Here is a 15,263-nt window from a genome sequence, read left to right as displayed (position 1 = left end):
TGAGGCCTGGTCAAAAATTGACCACTTCTTCCAGAAGAAAGGCATGACCCTCTGCCAGCTCGCGATGATGAGCGGCAACCGTGATGGAAACAGTATGAACTGGACCTGGTTTCACAAGCTCGGCTCGCCCAAGTGGTTCTACGGCATCAGCGGCAAATTTCTGCCGTGGTTGAGCATCGCAGCGTTGCTGCTGATCGGCGTTGGCGTGGTCTGGGGCCTGGCCTTCGCGCCGCCGGATTACCAGCAAGGCAACAGCTTCCGCATCATCTATATCCACGTGCCAGCGGCGATGCTCGCCCAGTCGATCTACGTGATGCTCGCGGTGTGCGGCGTGGTCGGGCTGGTGTGGAAAATGAAGCTGGCCGACGTTGCCCTGCAATGCGCCGCACCGATCGGTGCGTGGATGACCGCTGTGGCGCTGGTTACCGGGGCCATCTGGGGCAAGCCGACCTGGGGCTCGTGGTGGGTGTGGGATGCGCGCCTGACCTCGATGCTGATTCTGCTGTTCCTGTATTTCGGCGTGATCGCGCTGGGCAATGCCATCAGCAACCGCGACAGCGCCGCCAAGGCCTGCGCGGTGCTGGCGATCGTTGGCGTGATCAACATTCCGATCATCAAATACTCGGTGGAGTGGTGGAACACCCTGCACCAGGGCGCGACGTTCACCCTCACGGAAAAGCCGGCGATGCCCGCGGAAATGTGGCTGCCGCTGCTGCTGACGGTGCTGGGTTTCTACTGCTTCTTCGGCGCTGTGCTGTTGCTGCGCATGCGTCTTGAAGTGCTCAAGCGCGAGGCCCGCGCCAGTTGGGTGAAGACCGAAGTGCAGCAGAGTCTGGAGGCGGTGCGATGAGTTTTGCTTCATTCGGCGATTTTCTCGCCATGGGCCATCACGGCCTGTATGTCTGGTCGGCCTACGGCATCTGTCTGGCGGTGCTGGCCCTCAACGTGGTGGCGCCGATTGCGGCGCGCAAGCGTTATCTGCAACAAGAGGCGCGTCGTCTGCGCCGGGAGAACGGCAAGTGAATGCGCTGCGCAAAAAACGTCTGATCATCATTCTGGCGATTCTGGTCGGAGTGGGCGCTGCTGTCGGCCTGGCCCTGAGCGCGTTGCAGGAAAACATCAATCTGTTTTACACACCGACGCAGATCGCCAACGGCGAAGCGCCGCAAGACACGCGCATCCGCGCCGGCGGCATGGTCGAGGCCGGTTCGCTGCAACGCTCCAAGGATTCGCTGGACGTCAAATTCGTCGTCACCGACTTCAACAAATCCGTGACCATCGCCTATCGCGGCATCCTCCCGGATCTGTTCCGTGAAGGGCAGGGCATTGTCGCCCTCGGCAAGCTCAACGCTGATGGCGTGGTGGTCGCCGATGAAGTGCTGGCCAAGCACGACGAGAAGTACATGCCGCCGGAAGTGACCAAAGCGCTCAAGGACAGCGGTCAATCCGCGCCGACGCCTGTGAAGGAGGGTTGATCGATGGCCGCCGCACTGTTTATTCCTGAGCTGGGCCATCTGGCAATGATCCTCGCCCTGTGTTTTGCACTGGTCCAAGCGCTGGTGCCGATGCTCGGCGCGTGGCGCGGTGACCGCTTGTGGATGAGCCTGGCGCAACCGGCGGCGTGGGGCCAGTTTGCCTTTCTGCTGTTTGCCTTTGGCTGCCTGACCTACGCGTTCATGACCGACGATTTCTCCGTCGGCTACGTGGCGATGAACTCCAACAGCGCGCTGCCGTGGTACTACAAATTCAGCGCGGTGTGGGGCGCCCACGAAGGTTCGCTGCTGCTGTGGGCGTTGATCCTCGGCGGCTGGACTTTCGCTGTGTCGGTGTTCTCCCGGCAGTTGCCGCAAGTCATGCTCGCCCGCGTCCTGGCGGTGATGGGCATGATCAGCACCGGTTTCCTGCTGTTTCTGATTCTTACCTCGAACCCGTTCTCGCGGATCCTGCCGCAGATTCCCGCCGACGGTCGCGACCTCAACCCGTTGCTGCAAGACATTGGCCTGATCGTGCATCCGCCAATGCTGTACATGGGTTACGTCGGTTTCTCTGTGGCCTTCGCATTTGCCATCGCCGCGCTGCTCGGCGGCCGTCTCGATGCGGCATGGGCGCGCTGGTCGCGGCCATGGACCATCGTCGCCTGGGCCTTCCTCGGCATCGGCATCACCCTCGGTTCGTGGTGGGCGTACTACGAACTCGGCTGGGGCGGCTGGTGGTTCTGGGACCCGGTGGAAAACGCCTCGTTCATGCCATGGCTGGTCGGCACCGCGTTGATTCACTCGCTGGCGGTCACCGAGAAACGCGGCGTGTTCAAGAGCTGGACGGTGTTGCTGGCGATCGCCGCGTTTTCGTTGAGCCTGCTCGGCACCTTCCTCGTACGTTCGGGCGTGCTGACTTCGGTGCATGCCTTCGCCTCGGATCCTGAGCGCGGCGTGTTCATCCTGATTTTCCTGCTGTTCGTGGTGGGCGGTTCGCTGACGCTGTTTGCGCTGCGTGCGCCGGTGGTGAAAAGTCAGGTTGGCTTCAACCTGTGGTCGCGTGAGACTTTGCTGCTGGGCAACAACCTGGTGCTGGTCGTCGCTGCATCGATGATCCTGCTTGGCACGTTGTATCCGCTGATTCTTGATGCCATCAGCGGCGCCAAGCTGTCGGTCGGCCCGCCGTACTTCAATGCGCTGTTCATCCCGTTGATGGCGTTGCTGATGCTGGTGATGGCGATCGGCGTGATCGTGCGCTGGAAGGACACGCCGGTGAAATGGCTGGTGAGCATGCTCACTCCGGTCTTGCTCGGCAGCGTTGCACTGGCCGTGGTGGCCGGCGTGGCTTACGGCGATTTCAACTGGGCAGTGATCGCGACGTTCCTGCTGGCGGCGTGGGTGTTGCTCGCCGGCGTGCGCGATCTGTTCGACAAGACTCGGCACAAAGGCCTGATCAAAGGTCTGCCGACGCTGACCCGCAGCTATTGGGGCATGCAGATCGCCCACCTCGGCATCGCCGTGTGCGCGCTGGGCGTGGTGTTGTCGAGCCAGAACAGTGCCGAGCGCGACCTGCGTCTGGCACCGGGCGAGTCGATGGATCTGGCCGGTTATCAGTTCGTCTTCGAAGGCGCCAAGCATTTCGAAGGGCCGAATTTCACCTCGGACAAAGGCACCATCCGCGTCATTCGTGACGGCGAGGAAATCAGCGTGCTGCACCCGGAAAAACGTCTGTATATCGTGCAGAACTCGGTGATGACCGAAGCCGGCATCGATGCCGGTTTCACCCGCGATCTCTACGTCGCCCTCGGCGAGCCGCTGGATAACGGCGCCTGGGCCGTGCGCGTACACGTCAAACCGTTTGTGCGCTGGATCTGGTTCGGCGGCTTGCTCACCGGATTGGGTGGTTTGCTGGCAGCGCTGGATCGGCGTTATCGGGTCAAGGTGAAAAGCAAAGTGCGCGAAGCGCTGGGCATGACGGGAGCGGCGGCATGAGGCGTTGGTTGATGTTGTTGCCGTTGGCGATTTTCTTGCTGGTGGCGGTGTTTCTTTATCGTGGGCTGTATCTGGATCCGGCGGAGCTTCCGTCGGCGATGATCGACAAGCCGTTCCCGGAGTTTTCCCTGCCGAGTGTGCAGGGTGACAAGACGCTGACCAAGGCCGACATTCTCGGCAAACCGGCGCTGGTCAATGTCTGGGGCACCTGGTGCATCTCCTGCCGCGTCGAGCACCCGGTGCTGAACAAACTCGCCGAGCGCGGCGTGGTGATCTACGGCATCAACTATAAGGACACCAATGCCGACGCCTTGAAGTGGCTGGCCGAGTTTCACAATCCGTATGCGCTGGATATTCGTGACGACGAGGGTTCGCTGGGCTTGAATCTTGGTGTCTACGGCGCGCCGGAAACCTTCTTCATCGACGCCAAAGGCATCATCCGCGACAAGTTCGTCGGGGTGATCGACGAGCAGGTCTGGCGCGAAAAACTCGCGGCCAAGTATCAGGCGCTGGTCGATGAGGCCAAGCCATGAAGCGTTTTCTCGCAGCAGTGGTGTTGGGCTTGAGCCTGGCCGGTGTCGCCCATGCGGCCATCGACACCTACGAATTTGCCAAAGAGGGCGACCGCGAGCGTTTCCGCGAACTGACCAAGGAACTGCGCTGCCCCAAATGCCAGAACCAGGACATTGCCGACTCCAACGCACCCATCGCCGCCGACCTGCGCAAGGAGATTTTCCGCATGCTCGGCGAGGGCAAGGACAATCAGCAGATCATCGACTTCATGGTCGATCGCTACGGTGATTTCGTCCGCTACAAACCGGCGCTCAATGCCAAGACCGCGCTGCTGTGGTTCGGCCCGGCCGGGCTGCTGCTCGGTGGTTTCGTGGTGATCGCGCTGATCGTGCGCAGGCGTCGCGGGCAACGCGCCGAAACGCCGTCATCGCTGTCTGCCGAAGAACGTCAGCGCCTCGACCAACTGTTGGATAAAAACCAAGAATGATTGATTTCTGGCTCGCCGCAGGGCTGTTGCTTCTGGTCGCCCTGAGTTTTCTGCTGATCCCGGTGCTGCGCGAACGCCGCGCCCAGCGGGAAGAAGATCGCACCGCGTTGAACGTCGCGCTGTACCAGGAACGGGTGGCCGAGCTGCAAGCGCAGCAGGCCGAGGGCGTGCTCGACGCCGCGCAACTGGACAGCGGCCGCGCGGAAGCTGCGCGTGAACTGCTCGCCGACACCGAAGGCGCCGCCGCGCCGCGTGTCTCGCGTCTGGGTAAACCGTTGCCGCTGCTGGCCGCCGTGCTGGTACCGGTGCTGGGCCTCGGTCTGTACCTGCATTTCGGCGCCGCCGACAAGGTCGAACTGACCCGCGAATTCGCTCAGGCACCGCAGTCGATGGAAGAGATGACCCAGCGTCTGGAACGTGCGGTCGCCGCACAACCGGATTCCGCTGAAGGTCTGTATTTCCTCGGCCGTACCTACATGGCTCAGGACCGCCCGGCAGACGCGGCGAAGATGTTCGAACGCGCCGCCAACCTCGCTGGTCGCCAGCCGGAGCTGCTCGGCCAATGGGCGCAGGCGCAGTATTTTGCTGATGGTAAAAAGTGGTCGGAGCAGATTCAGAAACTGACCGATGAAGCGCTGAAGGCTGATCCGAAAGAAGTCACCAGCCTCGGTCTGCTCGGCATCGCCGCGTTCGAAGGTGAGCGTTATCAGGAGGCCATCGACTACTGGAATCGCCTGCTCGCGCAACTGCCGCCGGATGACAACTCTCGCGCTGCGCTGCAAGGCGGCATTGAGCGTGCCGCCGAACGCCTGACAGCCAGCGGTGGCCAGGTTGCCCAGGCAGCGGCGCCGAAAGCTGCGTTACTGAAAGTCAGCGTGGATCTGGCCAGCGAACTCAAAGGCAAGGTGCAACCGGGCGACAGCGTGTTCATCTTCGCCCGCGCCACTTCTGGCCCACCGGCGCCGCTGGCGGCCAAACGTCTGACCGTGGCTGACCTGCCGGTGACCGTCGAACTGGGCGATGCCGACGCAATGATGCCGCAGTTGAAACTGTCCAACTTCCCTGAAGTCCAACTGGTTGCGCGCATCTCACGGGCCGGTCAACCGACCTCCGGTGAGTGGATCGGTCGCAGCGGCCCACTGGCCAGCAGCACCACCGCGCCACAAAAACTGACTATCGACAGCCCGGACAAATAACCGGATCCAACAGGAAAGCACCGCCATGCACACCATCGCCCGCATCACAGTCCTCACACTGGCCCTGGGCTTGAGTGCATGTGCGGTACAACGCCCGGAACCGACCACCAGCCTGCCGCCGATCCCGCCGTCCCAGCCAAGTCCAACTCCGTCGACCTCGCCGACCCCCGGCAAAACCATCCCGGCCAAACCCGCCAAGCCCGTGCCCCGTACCTCGGCCAGCTTCGCCCCGCCACCGGGCGGCAACAGCCACTGGGACCAGAAGCTCGGCGTCTACGTGCTCGACGACCAGACCAACACCTTCTACCGCCAGCGCACCTACTACCGCTGGAACAACGGCTGGAGCCGCTCGGTCAGCCCCAACGGCCCGTGGGAAGACACCAACATCCACGGCGTCCCGCCGGGGTTGGGCAAGAAGTTCGGGCAGTGATGAGAAACGGCGATCTTGGGATCGTCGTTTTTTTTGCGTCTGATTTTCAGAGAATCGCACGATAGTTACCTAACGCCTTTACCGACTCGACCAATCCTTGCCGTTGGAGAAAGCCAAGATATTTGTCCACCTCCACACTGGGCGTTTTCAATTGCCGTCGCTGGCTTTGAGCCGCAGCGACGACGGCAGCCGAATCAAGATGGAAAAGGTTTTCCACAAACTCATCCGGGTGCTGAGCTTCAATGCCGTATGGCGCGAGGTGACGGGTGGGGAAATCTTTCAGGTTGAACGTCACTATTACATCGGCACCGCATCGGATTGCGGCCGCTAGAACATGGCGGTCGTTCTCATCAGGCAGTGTCAGGCCTGACACCAGGTCTTCATAGCCATCGATACACGCGTCTGGAATGGCCAGGTCCATCAATTGTGATGTGCGATCGAGTTGTTCGAGGGTCAGGTCGGACCTGTTTTTCAATAAATTACGCTTCCATTCGTGGTGTATTTCCTGAGTCCAGCGAGCCCGATACAGCCCTGACAACGCGAGCCACATCAGGAAATCTCTTAAAGGGGCCGGATATAAAACGCATGCATCGTATACAGCAGTGAAAGAGGAATGCCTCACTCGTATCCTGTCCTTAGCGCCTGTGCCTGCTCCGCGAGAAGCATCATTGCCTGCTCGCTGGCGGTGTCTCGCCGGGTTTTATATTCCATCAGATCGGCAAAACGCACACGTCGGTGCTTGCCTGTTTTGTGGTAGGAAATCTCACCGCTCTCCAGCAGTTTGATCATGTGCGGACGTGAGACGTTGAGCAGATCGGCAGCTTCCTGCGTGGTCAGCTCCGCGTGGATCGGTACCACCTTCACAGCGTTGCCCTGCGCCAGCGCCGCGAGGATATCGCTCAGCAAGCGCAACGCCGATGTTGGCAGCTCGACGCTGTGGGCTTCGTTCTGTTCATCAAAAATCTGGATTCGCTGAGTTTCAAAACCGCTTGCGAGAAATGCGGTCAGGGCGCGCTGGCCTTCAATCGCGGCTTTGACCTCACGTTCGACGGGCAGATTGATGGCAGATGGAGTAGCGGTGGTCATAAGACTGTTCCAGCATTGTAAGGAAGATCTGTGGACGTTATTCGAATCAAACGAAATTCGCAATAAACGAAACTGTTGCAGGAATACTTTGTAAAACAACCAACCATCACTCCGCCCCATTCTGTGCTTGAGTAAAGATAACTCTAGAGTTACTTTTAATGGGCCAGGCCAAGGAGGCGGTTGGTGCAGAGCAGGCTATTGATGAAGGAGCTGGAGGAGGCGGGCTGGACGCTGGATCGGGTTGCGGGCAGTCATCACATCTTCACTCATCGTTACAACCCGAACACGATTGCCGTCCCGCTTCCGAAAAAGGATTTACCGCTGGGGACAGTCAAAAGCATTCGGCGGCGCGCGGGGTTATTCAGCCCGCCAACCCGTCATGAAGGAGATCCGTAATGCAATATCCCATCTGCATCGAGTGGGGTGACGAGAACACTGCCATCGGCATTCAGATCCCCGATATTCCCGGCGCAGTTACGGCCGGGGACAGCTTTGAGGAGGCCTACAACGCGGCCGTGGAAGTGGCTCACCTCATGCTGCAGGAGATCGCGGCGGCGGGTCAGGCGATTCCGATGCCGACCTCGGCAGCGGCGCATCGCAATCATCCGGATTTTGCCGAGATGGGCTGGGGCATGCTGGAGCTGGATATCTCGCCGTACCTGGGCAAGACCGAAAAGGTCAACGTTACGCTGCCCGGCTATGTGATTCAGCGTATTGATCGCTATGTACGCGAGCACAACGTCAAAAGCCGCTCCTCGTTTCTGGCGGATGCGGCGATGGAGAAACTGGTTCGGTATTGAAGGTACGTCCAATTGTGGGAGCGAGGCTGCTCGCGAAGGCGTCAGGTCAGGCACTCATCTGTGGCTGACACACCGCCTTCGCGAGCAGGCTCGCTCCCACTATGACATCGCGTCAGGACGCGACTTTTCGCTGCGCCAACGCAGCGTTTTGCGAAACACTCAGAAACCGCACCAACGCCAACAGCGGAAACACGCTGCCGACAATCACGATCCACAACCAGCCGCCATGCTCGTACACCGCGCTGGCGACCGACGAGCCGAAGGCGCCGCCGATGAAGATGCTGGTCATGTACAGCGCGTTCAAACGGCCACGACTTTTCGCGTCCAGCGAGTACACCGCGCGTTGGCCGAGGACCATGTTCATCTGCACGCAGAAGTCCAGCACCACGCCGGTTACGGCCAGGCCGATGACGCTGTAGGCCGGGTGGATGAAGGCAGGGAGAAAGCTCAGGCTGGCGAACAGCATGGCCAGCAACGAGGCGATGCGTGTGTGGCCGGCATCAGCGAGGCGGCCGCTGATTGGCGCGGCGATGGCACCGATCGCGCCGACAAGGGCGAAGATCGCAATTTCGCTTTGCGACAGGCCATGGTTGCGTGCCAGCTCCAGCGGCACGGCGGTCCAGAACAGGCTGAACGTGGCGAACATGCAGCCCTGATAAAACGCCCGCTGACGCAGCACCGGTTGCTGGCGCAGAAGTGTCCATAGCGAACCGATCAACTGGCCATAGGTGGCGCTGTGATCCGGCTGGCGCTTGGGTACGGTCAGCGCCAGCACTATGCTGATCGCCGCCATCAACGCTGCGGCGATCATGAACATGGCGCGCCAGCCGAGGTGATCGGCGACCACACTCGACACCGGTCTCGCCAACAGAATACCCAGCAGCAAACCGCCCATGATCCCCCCCACCACGCGGCCACGGGATTCTTCCGGCGCCAGATGCGCGGCCAGCGGAATCAGGATCTGCACCGACACCGAGCTGAAGCCGACCAGCAGCGAGATCAGCAGAAATACGTTCGGCTGCTCGGTAAACGCTGCGCCAAGCAGGCTGGCAATTGCCACGACCGTGGTGATGATCATCAGCCGCCGGTTTTCCAGCAGATCCCCCAGCGGCACCAGAAAGAACAGGCCCAACGCGTAACCGATCTGCGTCAGCGAGACGATGAAACTGGCCATGGTGTCGGAGAGGCCGATGTCCGGCGCGATCAGGCCAATAATCGGTTGTGCATAGTAGATGTTGGCAACAATGGCGCCGCAGCAGAACGCGAACAGCAGGACCATGCCTCGGGTCATTGCGTGAGGAGTGGTGGTCATAGGGGATCTCGGGTCGGGCACATGAAAGCGCTGAGGCTAATGGACAACGTGGACTGGCAGAAGACGTTTTAGGATGATAACTGTTATTACGCCGTGTAATGACCGGTATTGCCGCGCAACAAAAAGGCGACCCGGTGGGTCGCCTTTTGATTTTTCAGATCAAGCCTTACTGCCCGCTGTAAATCTGATCAAACACGCCACCATCATTGAAGTGGGTTTTCTGCACCGTGCGCCAGTCACCAAAGGTCTTCTCCACGGAAAGGAAATCGACTTTCGGGAAACGGTCGGTGTACTTCGCCAGCACCGCCGGGTCACGCGGGCGCAGGTAGTTGGCCGCCGCTATTTCCTGACCTTCCGGCGACCACAGGTACTTCAGATACTCATCAGCCGCAGCGCGCGAGCCTTTCTTGTCGACCACTTTATCGACCACCGAAACCGGTGGCTCGGCTTCTGCGGAGACGGTCGGGTAGATCACTTCGAACTGATCGCGACCGAACTCGCGAGCGATCATTTCCGCTTCGTTTTCAAAGGTCACCAGTACGTCGCCGATCTGGTTGGTCATGAACGTGGTGGTGGCGGCGCGGCCACCGGTGTCGAGCACCGGCGCCTGCTTGAACAGCTTGCCGACGAAGTCCTTGGCCTTGTTCTCGTCACCACCGTTTTTCAGCACATAGCCCCAGGCTGACAGGTAGGTGTAGCGGCCATTACCGGAAGTTTTCGGGTTGGGCACGATCACCTGCACGCCATCCTTGAGCAGGTCCGGCCAGTCTTTCAAAGCTTTCGGGTTGCCCTTGCGGACGATGAACACCGTGGCCGAGGTAAACGGCGCGCTGTTGTTCGGCAGGCGCGTGACCCAATTGTCCGGGACCAGTTTGCCGTTGTCGGCGAGGGCGTTGATGTCGGTGGCCATGTTCATGGTAATGACGTCAGCCGGCAGGCCGTCGATCACCGAACGCGCCTGCTTGCTCGAGCCGCCGAAGGACATCTGCACGGTGATGTTTTCGTTGTGCTCGGCTTGCCAGTGCTTCTGGAACGCAGTGTTGTAGTCCTTGTAGAAATCGCGCATCACGTCGTAGGAAACGTTGAGCAGCGTCGGTGCTGCCTGGGCAATGTTGGCCAAGGCCAGGCCGGCGGCGAGAAGTGAGGCGCCAAAGAGTTTTTTCACTGCGCATTCCTTGTTGGTTATCGATGTAGGAGCTGCCGAAGGCTGCGATCTTTTGATCTTGAAAACAAAGTCAAAAAGTTCGCAGCCTTCGGCAGCTCCTACAAGGGGGTGATGTTCAATTGCCAGCGACTATAACGGGCCTCGCATAGTCGCTTAAAGATTAAAAAGCTCTGTGCTTATTCCACTTTCTTGAACAGCTGACTGCCGCAGCGCGAACAGAACGCTGCGCTCTGTTCATGGCTCTTTTTCTGGCAGCCTGGGCAGTCATGTTGCAGCTGTTCGCCGCGCATGGCGTTGGCCAGCTCAGCGGTGAAAATCCCCGTGGGCACAGCGATGATCGAATAACCGGTAATCATCACCAGCGAGGAAATCACCTGGCCCAGCGGCGTCTTGGGCACGATGTCGCCGAAGCCGACAGTGGTCAAGGTCACGATCGCCCAATAGATGCCCTTGGGAATACTGGTGAAGCCATGTTCCGGGCCTTCGATCACGTACATCAGCGTGCCGAACACTGTCACCAGCGTGCACACGCTGACCAGAAACACGACGATTTTCTGCTTGCTGCCACGCAGCGCCGACATCAGATAGTTGGCTTGCTTGAGATACGGGCTGAGCTTGAGCACGCGGAAAATCCGCAGCATCCGAATGATGCGGATGATCAGCAGATACTGCGCATCGCTGTAGTACAGCGCAAGGATGCCCGGCACGATCGCCAGCAGATCTACCAGGCCATAAAAGCTGAAGGCATAGCGCAGTGGCTTGGGCGAGCAGTACAGACGCAGGATGTACTCGCCGAGGAAAATCGCCGTGAAGCCCCACTCGATATAGGCCAGAACGTCGGCGTAATTACGGTGAATGCTGTCGATACTGTCGAGCATCACGATCACCAGGCTGGCGAGGATGATCACCAGCAGGATGCCGTCGAAGCGACGCCCGGCCGGGGTGTCGCTCTGGAAAATCATGACGTAAAGCCGTTCGCGCCAATTGTTGCTGCTGTCCATGGATAACGCCTGAATCGAAGATCAGCGCAGCCTAGGGTGATTCTCCTCGTGAGCGCAAGACTCATGCGCGAGCGACGCTTTGCCAAGCATTTGAATGCCGGTACGAATCAACCAGCAGGCGAGGATGAACGGCGCGGTCAGCGTCGCCAATCCAAGGGCAGCAAACAGCGGCGTCACCAGCAGCGCCAGGACAATGGCGAGCAGCGGCAGCCACGGATTTTGTCGCTGAGCGCTGAAGGCGAGGGCGGCGAGTACGGCGTTGTAGCCACCGAGCCCAAGCAGCGCGGCGGACGTTTCGTGGTGCAGCAGACTCGAGCCCAGGCCGATCGCCGACGCCAGCAGCGCCCAGCAGAACGCACGGCGATCGGCGAGCAGCAAACCGCTGGCGATCAACGCCCCGGCCAATGGATGGTCGAGAAACATCACCTGGCCAAATCCGCGCAGTTCAGCGGCCAGCAGATTTGTCGTGTTCAGGTCGGGCGATGCCATCGGCGCGGACGGTTCGGCGAACATCAGCAGCACCCAGCTGATCGCCACGAACGGCGAGGTATACGCTGGTATGGCACGACTGCGGTACACGTGTTTGAGCCATTGCTGAGTGAGCATCGCGCTCAAGCCGCCCGCTGCAAGAATCAACGGCGGCAGCAGCGGTGACCAAGGGAAATACAGGCTCAGCAGCAGACCGAGCAGCACGCCGTTGTAGCTGAACAGACCAGCCTGGCGATCGGCCTTGGCGTAGTTGCGCCGCTGCGCGGTGAGCAGACCGGCAACGCCACCGAGCAGAGCCCCGGCGAACAGCACCGGCGCCGTCAGCAGAATCGCCAACAGACACAGCAGGCCGCACAGCGGATGGCGCTGGAAGAAAATCTGACTGAAACCGTTGAGCAAAGCCTCGGCCCAGTCGGGGCAGTGGGTGTTGAAGTGATTGGCAGGCATGGCAGTTCTGAAGTCAGGAAAACCGAGGTGCCTGCTTCGCGAGCAAGCTCGCTCCCACATGGATCTGCGTCCAGTCTCGGTTCTGTGATCGACACAGAACCAATGTGGGAGCGAGCCTGCTCGCGAAGAGGCCGGTACAAGCGCTAAATCAACGTCTCGATCCGCAGTGAATTGGTCGACCCCGGCTGCCCGAACGGCACGCCGGCGGTGATCAGCAGCGTGTCGCCACGCTCGGCCATGCCTTGCGCCTGAGCAATCTCCAGTGCGGTCGAGCAGACTTCGTCGACCTGACGCAGGCGATCGTTGACCACCGAATGAATGCCCCACGCCACGCTCAAGCGCCGCGCGGTTTGCAGGTTCGGCGTCAGATTGAGGATCGGCGCTTTCGGCCGTTCCCGGGATGCGCGCAGCGTCGAGGCGCCGGACTCGCTGTAATTGACCAGCACCGCCACCGGCAGCACGTTGCTGATCCGGCGGATCGCGCAGCTGATCGCATCGGAAACCGTCGCCTCGGCTTTCGGACGGCTGACGTCGAGCTGGGTCTGATAATCCGGACCGTTTTCAACCTGACGGATGATCTTGCTCATCATCTGCACGGCTTCCAGCGGGTACTCACCGGACGCGGTTTCCGCCGAGAGCATCACCGCATCGGCGCCTTCGGCCACGGCGTTGGCGACGTCGGTGACTTCGGCGCGGGTCGGGGCAGGGGAGAAGCGCATCGACTCGAGCATCTGCGTCGCCACCACCACCGGTTTGCCCAGCGCACGGCAGGTGCTGATGATGTTTTTCTGAATCTGCGGCACGCTTTCCGCCGGCACTTCCACACCGAGATCACCGCGAGCGACCATGATCGCGTCGCTCAACTCAGCAATCTCACGCAATTGCTCGACCGCCGAGGGCTTTTCGATTTTCGCCATCAGAAACGCCTTGTCGCCGATCAATGCGCGGGCTTCCACAATGTCCTGCGGGCGCTGTACGAACGACAACGCGACCCAGTCCACACCCAATTCCAGGCCGAAGCTCAGATCGCGGCGATCCTTGGCGGTCAGCGGGCTCAGGTCGAGCACCGCTTGCGGCACGTTCACACCTTTGCGATCAGACAGTTCGCCGCCGTTGAGCACGCTGGTGTCGATCGCATCGTTGTACTTGGTGACCACGCGCAGACGCAGCTTGCCGTCGTCAAGCAGCAGATCCATGCCGGCTTCCAGCGCGGCAATGATCTCCGGATGCGGCAGGTTGACCCGGCGCTCATCGCCCGCTGTCCCATCGAGATCGAGGCGGAACGCCTGACCGCGATGCAGCTGCACCTTGCCATCAGCGAACTTGCCGACGCGCAGTTTCGGCCCCTGCAGATCCATCAGAATGCCCAGCGGGTAGTTGAGCTGGCGCTCGACTTCGCGGATCCACTGATAGCGCTTGGCGTGGTCGGCGTGATCGCCGTGGCTGAAGTTCAGGCGGAAGATGTTGACCCCGGCCTCGACCAGCTCGCGGATGTCGTCGATACCGTCGACGGCAGGGCCGAGGGTGGCGAGGATTTTGACCTTTTTATCAGGCGTCATGATTTGCAGTTCTCAAGGATCAGAATGGCGCGGAAGTCGTTGACGTTAGTGCGGGTCGGCTCGGTGACGATCAGCGCATTGAGCGCCTGGAAGTAGCCGTAGCCGTTGTTGTTGTCCAGCTCGTCGCTGGCGCTCAGACCCAGTGCGGCGGCGCGGGCGTAGCTGTCCGGGGTCATGATTGCGCCGGCGTTGTCTTCCGAGCCGTCGATGCCATCGGTGTCGCCGGCCAGCGCGTAGACGCCGGGCTGGCCCTTGAGGCTGTCGGTCAGGCTGAGGAGGAATTCGGCATTGCGTCCGCCACGGCCATTGCCGCGCACGGTTACCGTGGTTTCACCGCCGGAGAGAATCACGCAGGGCGCCGCCAGTGGCTGGCCGTGGTGGATGATCTGTCGGGCGATGCCGGCGTGGACTTTCGCCACTTCACGGGATTCGCCTTCGAGGTCGCCGAGAATCAAGGTGCTGAAACCGGCCTGACGGCATTTCACCGCCGCCGCGTCCAGCGATTGCTGCGGGCGGGCGATCAACTGGAAATGACTGCGCGCCAGGCTTGGGTCGCCGGGTTTGACCGTCTCCGATTCCGGACTTTGCAGCCAGGTACGCACGGAGGCGGGAATGTCGATGCCGTAGCGCTTGATGATCGCCAGCGCTTCGGCGGAAGTGCTCGGGTCGGCCACGGTCGGGCCGGAGGCAATGACGGTGGCGAGGTCGCCCGGTACATCGGAAATCGCATAGGTGTAAACCGTCGCCGGCCAGCAGGCCTTGCCGAGACGCCCGCCCTTGATCGCCGAGAGGTGCTTGCGCACGCAGTTCATCTCCCCGATGGTTGCGCCGGATTTGAGCAGGGCTTTGTTGATCGACTGCTTGTCAGCGAGGGTGATGCCTTCGGCCGGCAAGGCGAGCAGGGCAGAGCCGCCGCCGGAGAGCAGGAAGATCACGCGGTCGTCTTCGGTCAGGTTGCTGACCAGCTCCAGCACACGTTTGGCCACGGCCAGACCCGCCGCATCCGGCACCGGGTGTGCGGCTTCGACCACTTCGATTTTTTCGCACGGAGCGCCGTGGTCGTAGCGGGTCACCACCAGGCCGGTGACTTCACCCTCCCAGCAGCGCTCGACCACTTGCGCCATGGCAGCAGCGGCTTTGCCGGCACCGATGACGATCACCCGCCCCGTGCGATCGGCAGGTAAATGGGCTTCGAGGACTTGGTTCGGATGGGCCGCGTCGATGGCTGTGGCAAACAGCTCGCGCAGCAGTTGTTGCGGATCGACCGACATGGCGGGCTCCCGGAATTCTTGTTATTCGAAAGGGCAACTC

The 15,263-nt window shown here is 60.9% G+C and carries 18 protein-coding genes; 10 read left to right on the top strand and 8 right to left on the bottom strand.

All coding sequences use genetic code 11. The annotated features are described in order from the left end of the window. Positions 1 to 94: 94 nt before the first annotated feature. The 8 genes from AC0IXA_RS06480 to AC0IXA_RS06445 are packed head-to-tail and all read left to right on the top strand — an operon-like array spanning position 95 to position 6,093. Positions 95 to 850 (top strand): heme ABC transporter permease, encoded by a 756-nt coding sequence (locus AC0IXA_RS06480; RefSeq protein ID WP_122611635.1) that lies wholly within the window; start codon positions 95 to 97, stop codon positions 848 to 850. After that, positions 847 to 1,023, top strand: a complete 177-nt coding sequence (gene ccmD / locus AC0IXA_RS06475; RefSeq protein WP_016771045.1) for a heme exporter protein CcmD — start codon at positions 847 to 849, stop codon at positions 1,021 to 1,023. The genes AC0IXA_RS06480 and ccmD overlap by 4 nt, the downstream gene beginning before the upstream one ends. After that, the gene (gene ccmE / locus AC0IXA_RS06470; protein WP_016771044.1) at positions 1,020 to 1,475 is read left to right on the top strand and encodes a cytochrome c maturation protein CcmE; all 456 of its coding nucleotides are present in this window, start codon (positions 1,020 to 1,022) and stop codon (positions 1,473 to 1,475) included. Before ccmD ends, ccmE begins: the two co-directional genes overlap by 4 nt. A gap of 3 nt (positions 1,476 to 1,478) precedes the next feature. Then, positions 1,479 to 3,467: a heme lyase CcmF/NrfE family subunit gene (locus tag AC0IXA_RS06465; RefSeq protein WP_471812243.1), complete on the top strand. Its 1,989-nt coding sequence runs from the start codon at positions 1,479 to 1,481 to the stop codon at positions 3,465 to 3,467. Beyond that, on the top strand, positions 3,464 to 4,000 hold the full coding sequence (locus AC0IXA_RS06460) for a DsbE family thiol:disulfide interchange protein (protein ID WP_024012128.1): 537 nt from the start codon (positions 3,464 to 3,466) through the stop codon (positions 3,998 to 4,000). The genes AC0IXA_RS06465 and AC0IXA_RS06460 overlap by 4 nt, the downstream gene beginning before the upstream one ends. Continuing rightward, on the top strand, positions 3,997 to 4,467 hold the full coding sequence (locus AC0IXA_RS06455) for a cytochrome c-type biogenesis protein (RefSeq protein ID WP_016771041.1): 471 nt from the start codon (positions 3,997 to 3,999) through the stop codon (positions 4,465 to 4,467). The genes AC0IXA_RS06460 and AC0IXA_RS06455 overlap by 4 nt, the downstream gene beginning before the upstream one ends. Then, positions 4,464 to 5,663, top strand: coding sequence for a c-type cytochrome biogenesis protein CcmI (gene ccmI, locus AC0IXA_RS06450; protein WP_471812240.1), 1,200 nt, complete (start codon positions 4,464 to 4,466; stop codon positions 5,661 to 5,663). The genes AC0IXA_RS06455 and ccmI overlap by 4 nt, the downstream gene beginning before the upstream one ends. A gap of 25 nt (positions 5,664 to 5,688) precedes the next feature. Further along, a complete protein-coding gene (locus tag AC0IXA_RS06445) occupies positions 5,689 to 6,093 on the top strand; it encodes a hypothetical protein (RefSeq protein ID WP_130911965.1) in 405 nt (134 codons plus the stop codon). 46 nt (positions 6,094 to 6,139) lie between these two features. Here AC0IXA_RS06445 and AC0IXA_RS06440 read toward each other — a convergent pair whose 3' ends face one another. Continuing rightward, complete coding sequence (locus AC0IXA_RS06440) at positions 6,140 to 6,715, bottom strand: PIN domain-containing protein (RefSeq protein WP_038860473.1); 576 nt, start codon at positions 6,713 to 6,715, stop codon at positions 6,140 to 6,142. Further along, positions 6,712 to 7,179: a helix-turn-helix domain-containing protein gene (locus tag AC0IXA_RS06435; protein ID WP_095180734.1), complete on the bottom strand. Its 468-nt coding sequence runs from the start codon at positions 7,177 to 7,179 to the stop codon at positions 6,712 to 6,714. Before AC0IXA_RS06435 ends, AC0IXA_RS06440 begins: the two co-directional genes overlap by 4 nt. Before the next feature lie 183 nt (positions 7,180 to 7,362). Between AC0IXA_RS06435 and AC0IXA_RS06430 the strand changes: the two genes are divergently transcribed. Both AC0IXA_RS06430 and AC0IXA_RS06425 read left to right on the top strand, forming a co-directional pair. After that, positions 7,363 to 7,575 carry a type II toxin-antitoxin system HicA family toxin gene (locus AC0IXA_RS06430; RefSeq protein WP_341638796.1) on the top strand — a complete coding sequence of 71 codons (213 nt, stop codon included), beginning with the start codon at positions 7,363 to 7,365 and terminating at the stop codon, positions 7,573 to 7,575. Further along, entirely contained in the window at positions 7,575 to 7,979 is a 405-nt protein-coding gene (locus AC0IXA_RS06425) for a type II toxin-antitoxin system HicB family antitoxin (RefSeq protein ID WP_016771035.1), read from the top strand. The genes AC0IXA_RS06430 and AC0IXA_RS06425 overlap by 1 nt, the downstream gene beginning before the upstream one ends. 112 nt (positions 7,980 to 8,091) lie before the next feature. Here the strand turns inward: AC0IXA_RS06425 and AC0IXA_RS06420 are convergent, their stop codons facing one another. The 6 genes from AC0IXA_RS06420 to AC0IXA_RS06395 form a co-directional block, all read right to left on the bottom strand. Then, entirely contained in the window at positions 8,092 to 9,291 is a 1,200-nt protein-coding gene (locus tag AC0IXA_RS06420) for an MFS transporter (RefSeq protein ID WP_471812237.1), read from the bottom strand. A gap of 166 nt (positions 9,292 to 9,457) precedes the next feature. Further along, on the bottom strand, positions 9,458 to 10,456 hold the full coding sequence (locus AC0IXA_RS06415; protein WP_056783861.1) for a sulfate ABC transporter substrate-binding protein: 999 nt from the start codon (positions 10,454 to 10,456) through the stop codon (positions 9,458 to 9,460). A gap of 176 nt (positions 10,457 to 10,632) precedes the next feature. Continuing rightward, positions 10,633 to 11,457: an ion transporter gene (locus AC0IXA_RS06410; protein WP_024012136.1), complete on the bottom strand. Its 825-nt coding sequence runs from the start codon at positions 11,455 to 11,457 to the stop codon at positions 10,633 to 10,635. 21 nt (positions 11,458 to 11,478) lie between these two features. Beyond that, complete coding sequence (locus AC0IXA_RS06405; protein ID WP_471812234.1) at positions 11,479 to 12,393, bottom strand: urea transporter; 915 nt, start codon at positions 12,391 to 12,393, stop codon at positions 11,479 to 11,481. A gap of 143 nt (positions 12,394 to 12,536) precedes the next feature. Beyond that, positions 12,537 to 13,952, bottom strand: a complete 1,416-nt coding sequence (gene pyk, locus AC0IXA_RS06400; protein ID WP_471812232.1) for a pyruvate kinase — start codon at positions 13,950 to 13,952, stop codon at positions 12,537 to 12,539. Next, positions 13,949 to 15,223 carry a glycerate kinase type-2 family protein gene (locus AC0IXA_RS06395; protein WP_471812230.1) on the bottom strand — a complete coding sequence of 425 codons (1,275 nt, stop codon included), beginning with the start codon at positions 15,221 to 15,223 and terminating at the stop codon, positions 13,949 to 13,951. Before AC0IXA_RS06395 ends, pyk begins: the two co-directional genes overlap by 4 nt. Positions 15,224 to 15,263: the final 40 nt, after the last annotated feature.

The organism is Pseudomonas sp. AC083 (genome assembly GCF_979253165.1).
The sequence above is the reverse complement of the archived record's forward strand: the minus strand, read 5'-3'. Positions and strand labels throughout refer to the sequence as shown.

What these genes read in the sequence shown, in the direction of transcription:
- AC0IXA_RS06480 (WP_122611635.1), top strand. Translation starts at nt 95, where the DNA reads ATGAACTGGACCTGGTTTCACAAGCTCGGCTCGCCCAAGTGGTTCTAC.
- ccmD (WP_016771045.1), top strand. Translation starts at nt 847, where the DNA reads ATGAGTTTTGCTTCATTCGGCGATTTTCTCGCCATGGGCCATCACGGC.
- AC0IXA_RS06465 (WP_471812243.1), top strand. Translation starts at nt 1,479, where the DNA reads ATGGCCGCCGCACTGTTTATTCCTGAGCTGGGCCATCTGGCAATGATC.
- AC0IXA_RS06460 (WP_024012128.1), top strand. Translation starts at nt 3,464, where the DNA reads ATGAGGCGTTGGTTGATGTTGTTGCCGTTGGCGATTTTCTTGCTGGTG.
- AC0IXA_RS06455 (WP_016771041.1), top strand. Translation starts at nt 3,997, where the DNA reads ATGAAGCGTTTTCTCGCAGCAGTGGTGTTGGGCTTGAGCCTGGCCGGT.
- ccmI (WP_471812240.1), top strand. Translation starts at nt 4,464, where the DNA reads ATGATTGATTTCTGGCTCGCCGCAGGGCTGTTGCTTCTGGTCGCCCTG.
- AC0IXA_RS06445 (WP_130911965.1), top strand. Translation starts at nt 5,689, where the DNA reads ATGCACACCATCGCCCGCATCACAGTCCTCACACTGGCCCTGGGCTTG.
- AC0IXA_RS06435 (WP_095180734.1), bottom strand. Translation starts at nt 7,179, where the DNA reads ATGACCACCGCTACTCCATCTGCCATCAATCTGCCCGTCGAACGTGAG.
- AC0IXA_RS06425 (WP_016771035.1), top strand. Translation starts at nt 7,575, where the DNA reads ATGCAATATCCCATCTGCATCGAGTGGGGTGACGAGAACACTGCCATC.
- AC0IXA_RS06420 (WP_471812237.1), bottom strand. Translation starts at nt 9,291, where the DNA reads ATGACCACCACTCCTCACGCAATGACCCGAGGCATGGTCCTGCTGTTC.
- AC0IXA_RS06410 (WP_024012136.1), bottom strand. Translation starts at nt 11,457, where the DNA reads ATGGACAGCAGCAACAATTGGCGCGAACGGCTTTACGTCATGATTTTC.
- AC0IXA_RS06405 (WP_471812234.1), bottom strand. Translation starts at nt 12,393, where the DNA reads ATGCCTGCCAATCACTTCAACACCCACTGCCCCGACTGGGCCGAGGCT.
- pyk (WP_471812232.1), bottom strand. Translation starts at nt 13,952, where the DNA reads ATGACGCCTGATAAAAAGGTCAAAATCCTCGCCACCCTCGGCCCTGCC.
- AC0IXA_RS06395 (WP_471812230.1), bottom strand. Translation starts at nt 15,223, where the DNA reads ATGTCGGTCGATCCGCAACAACTGCTGCGCGAGCTGTTTGCCACAGCC.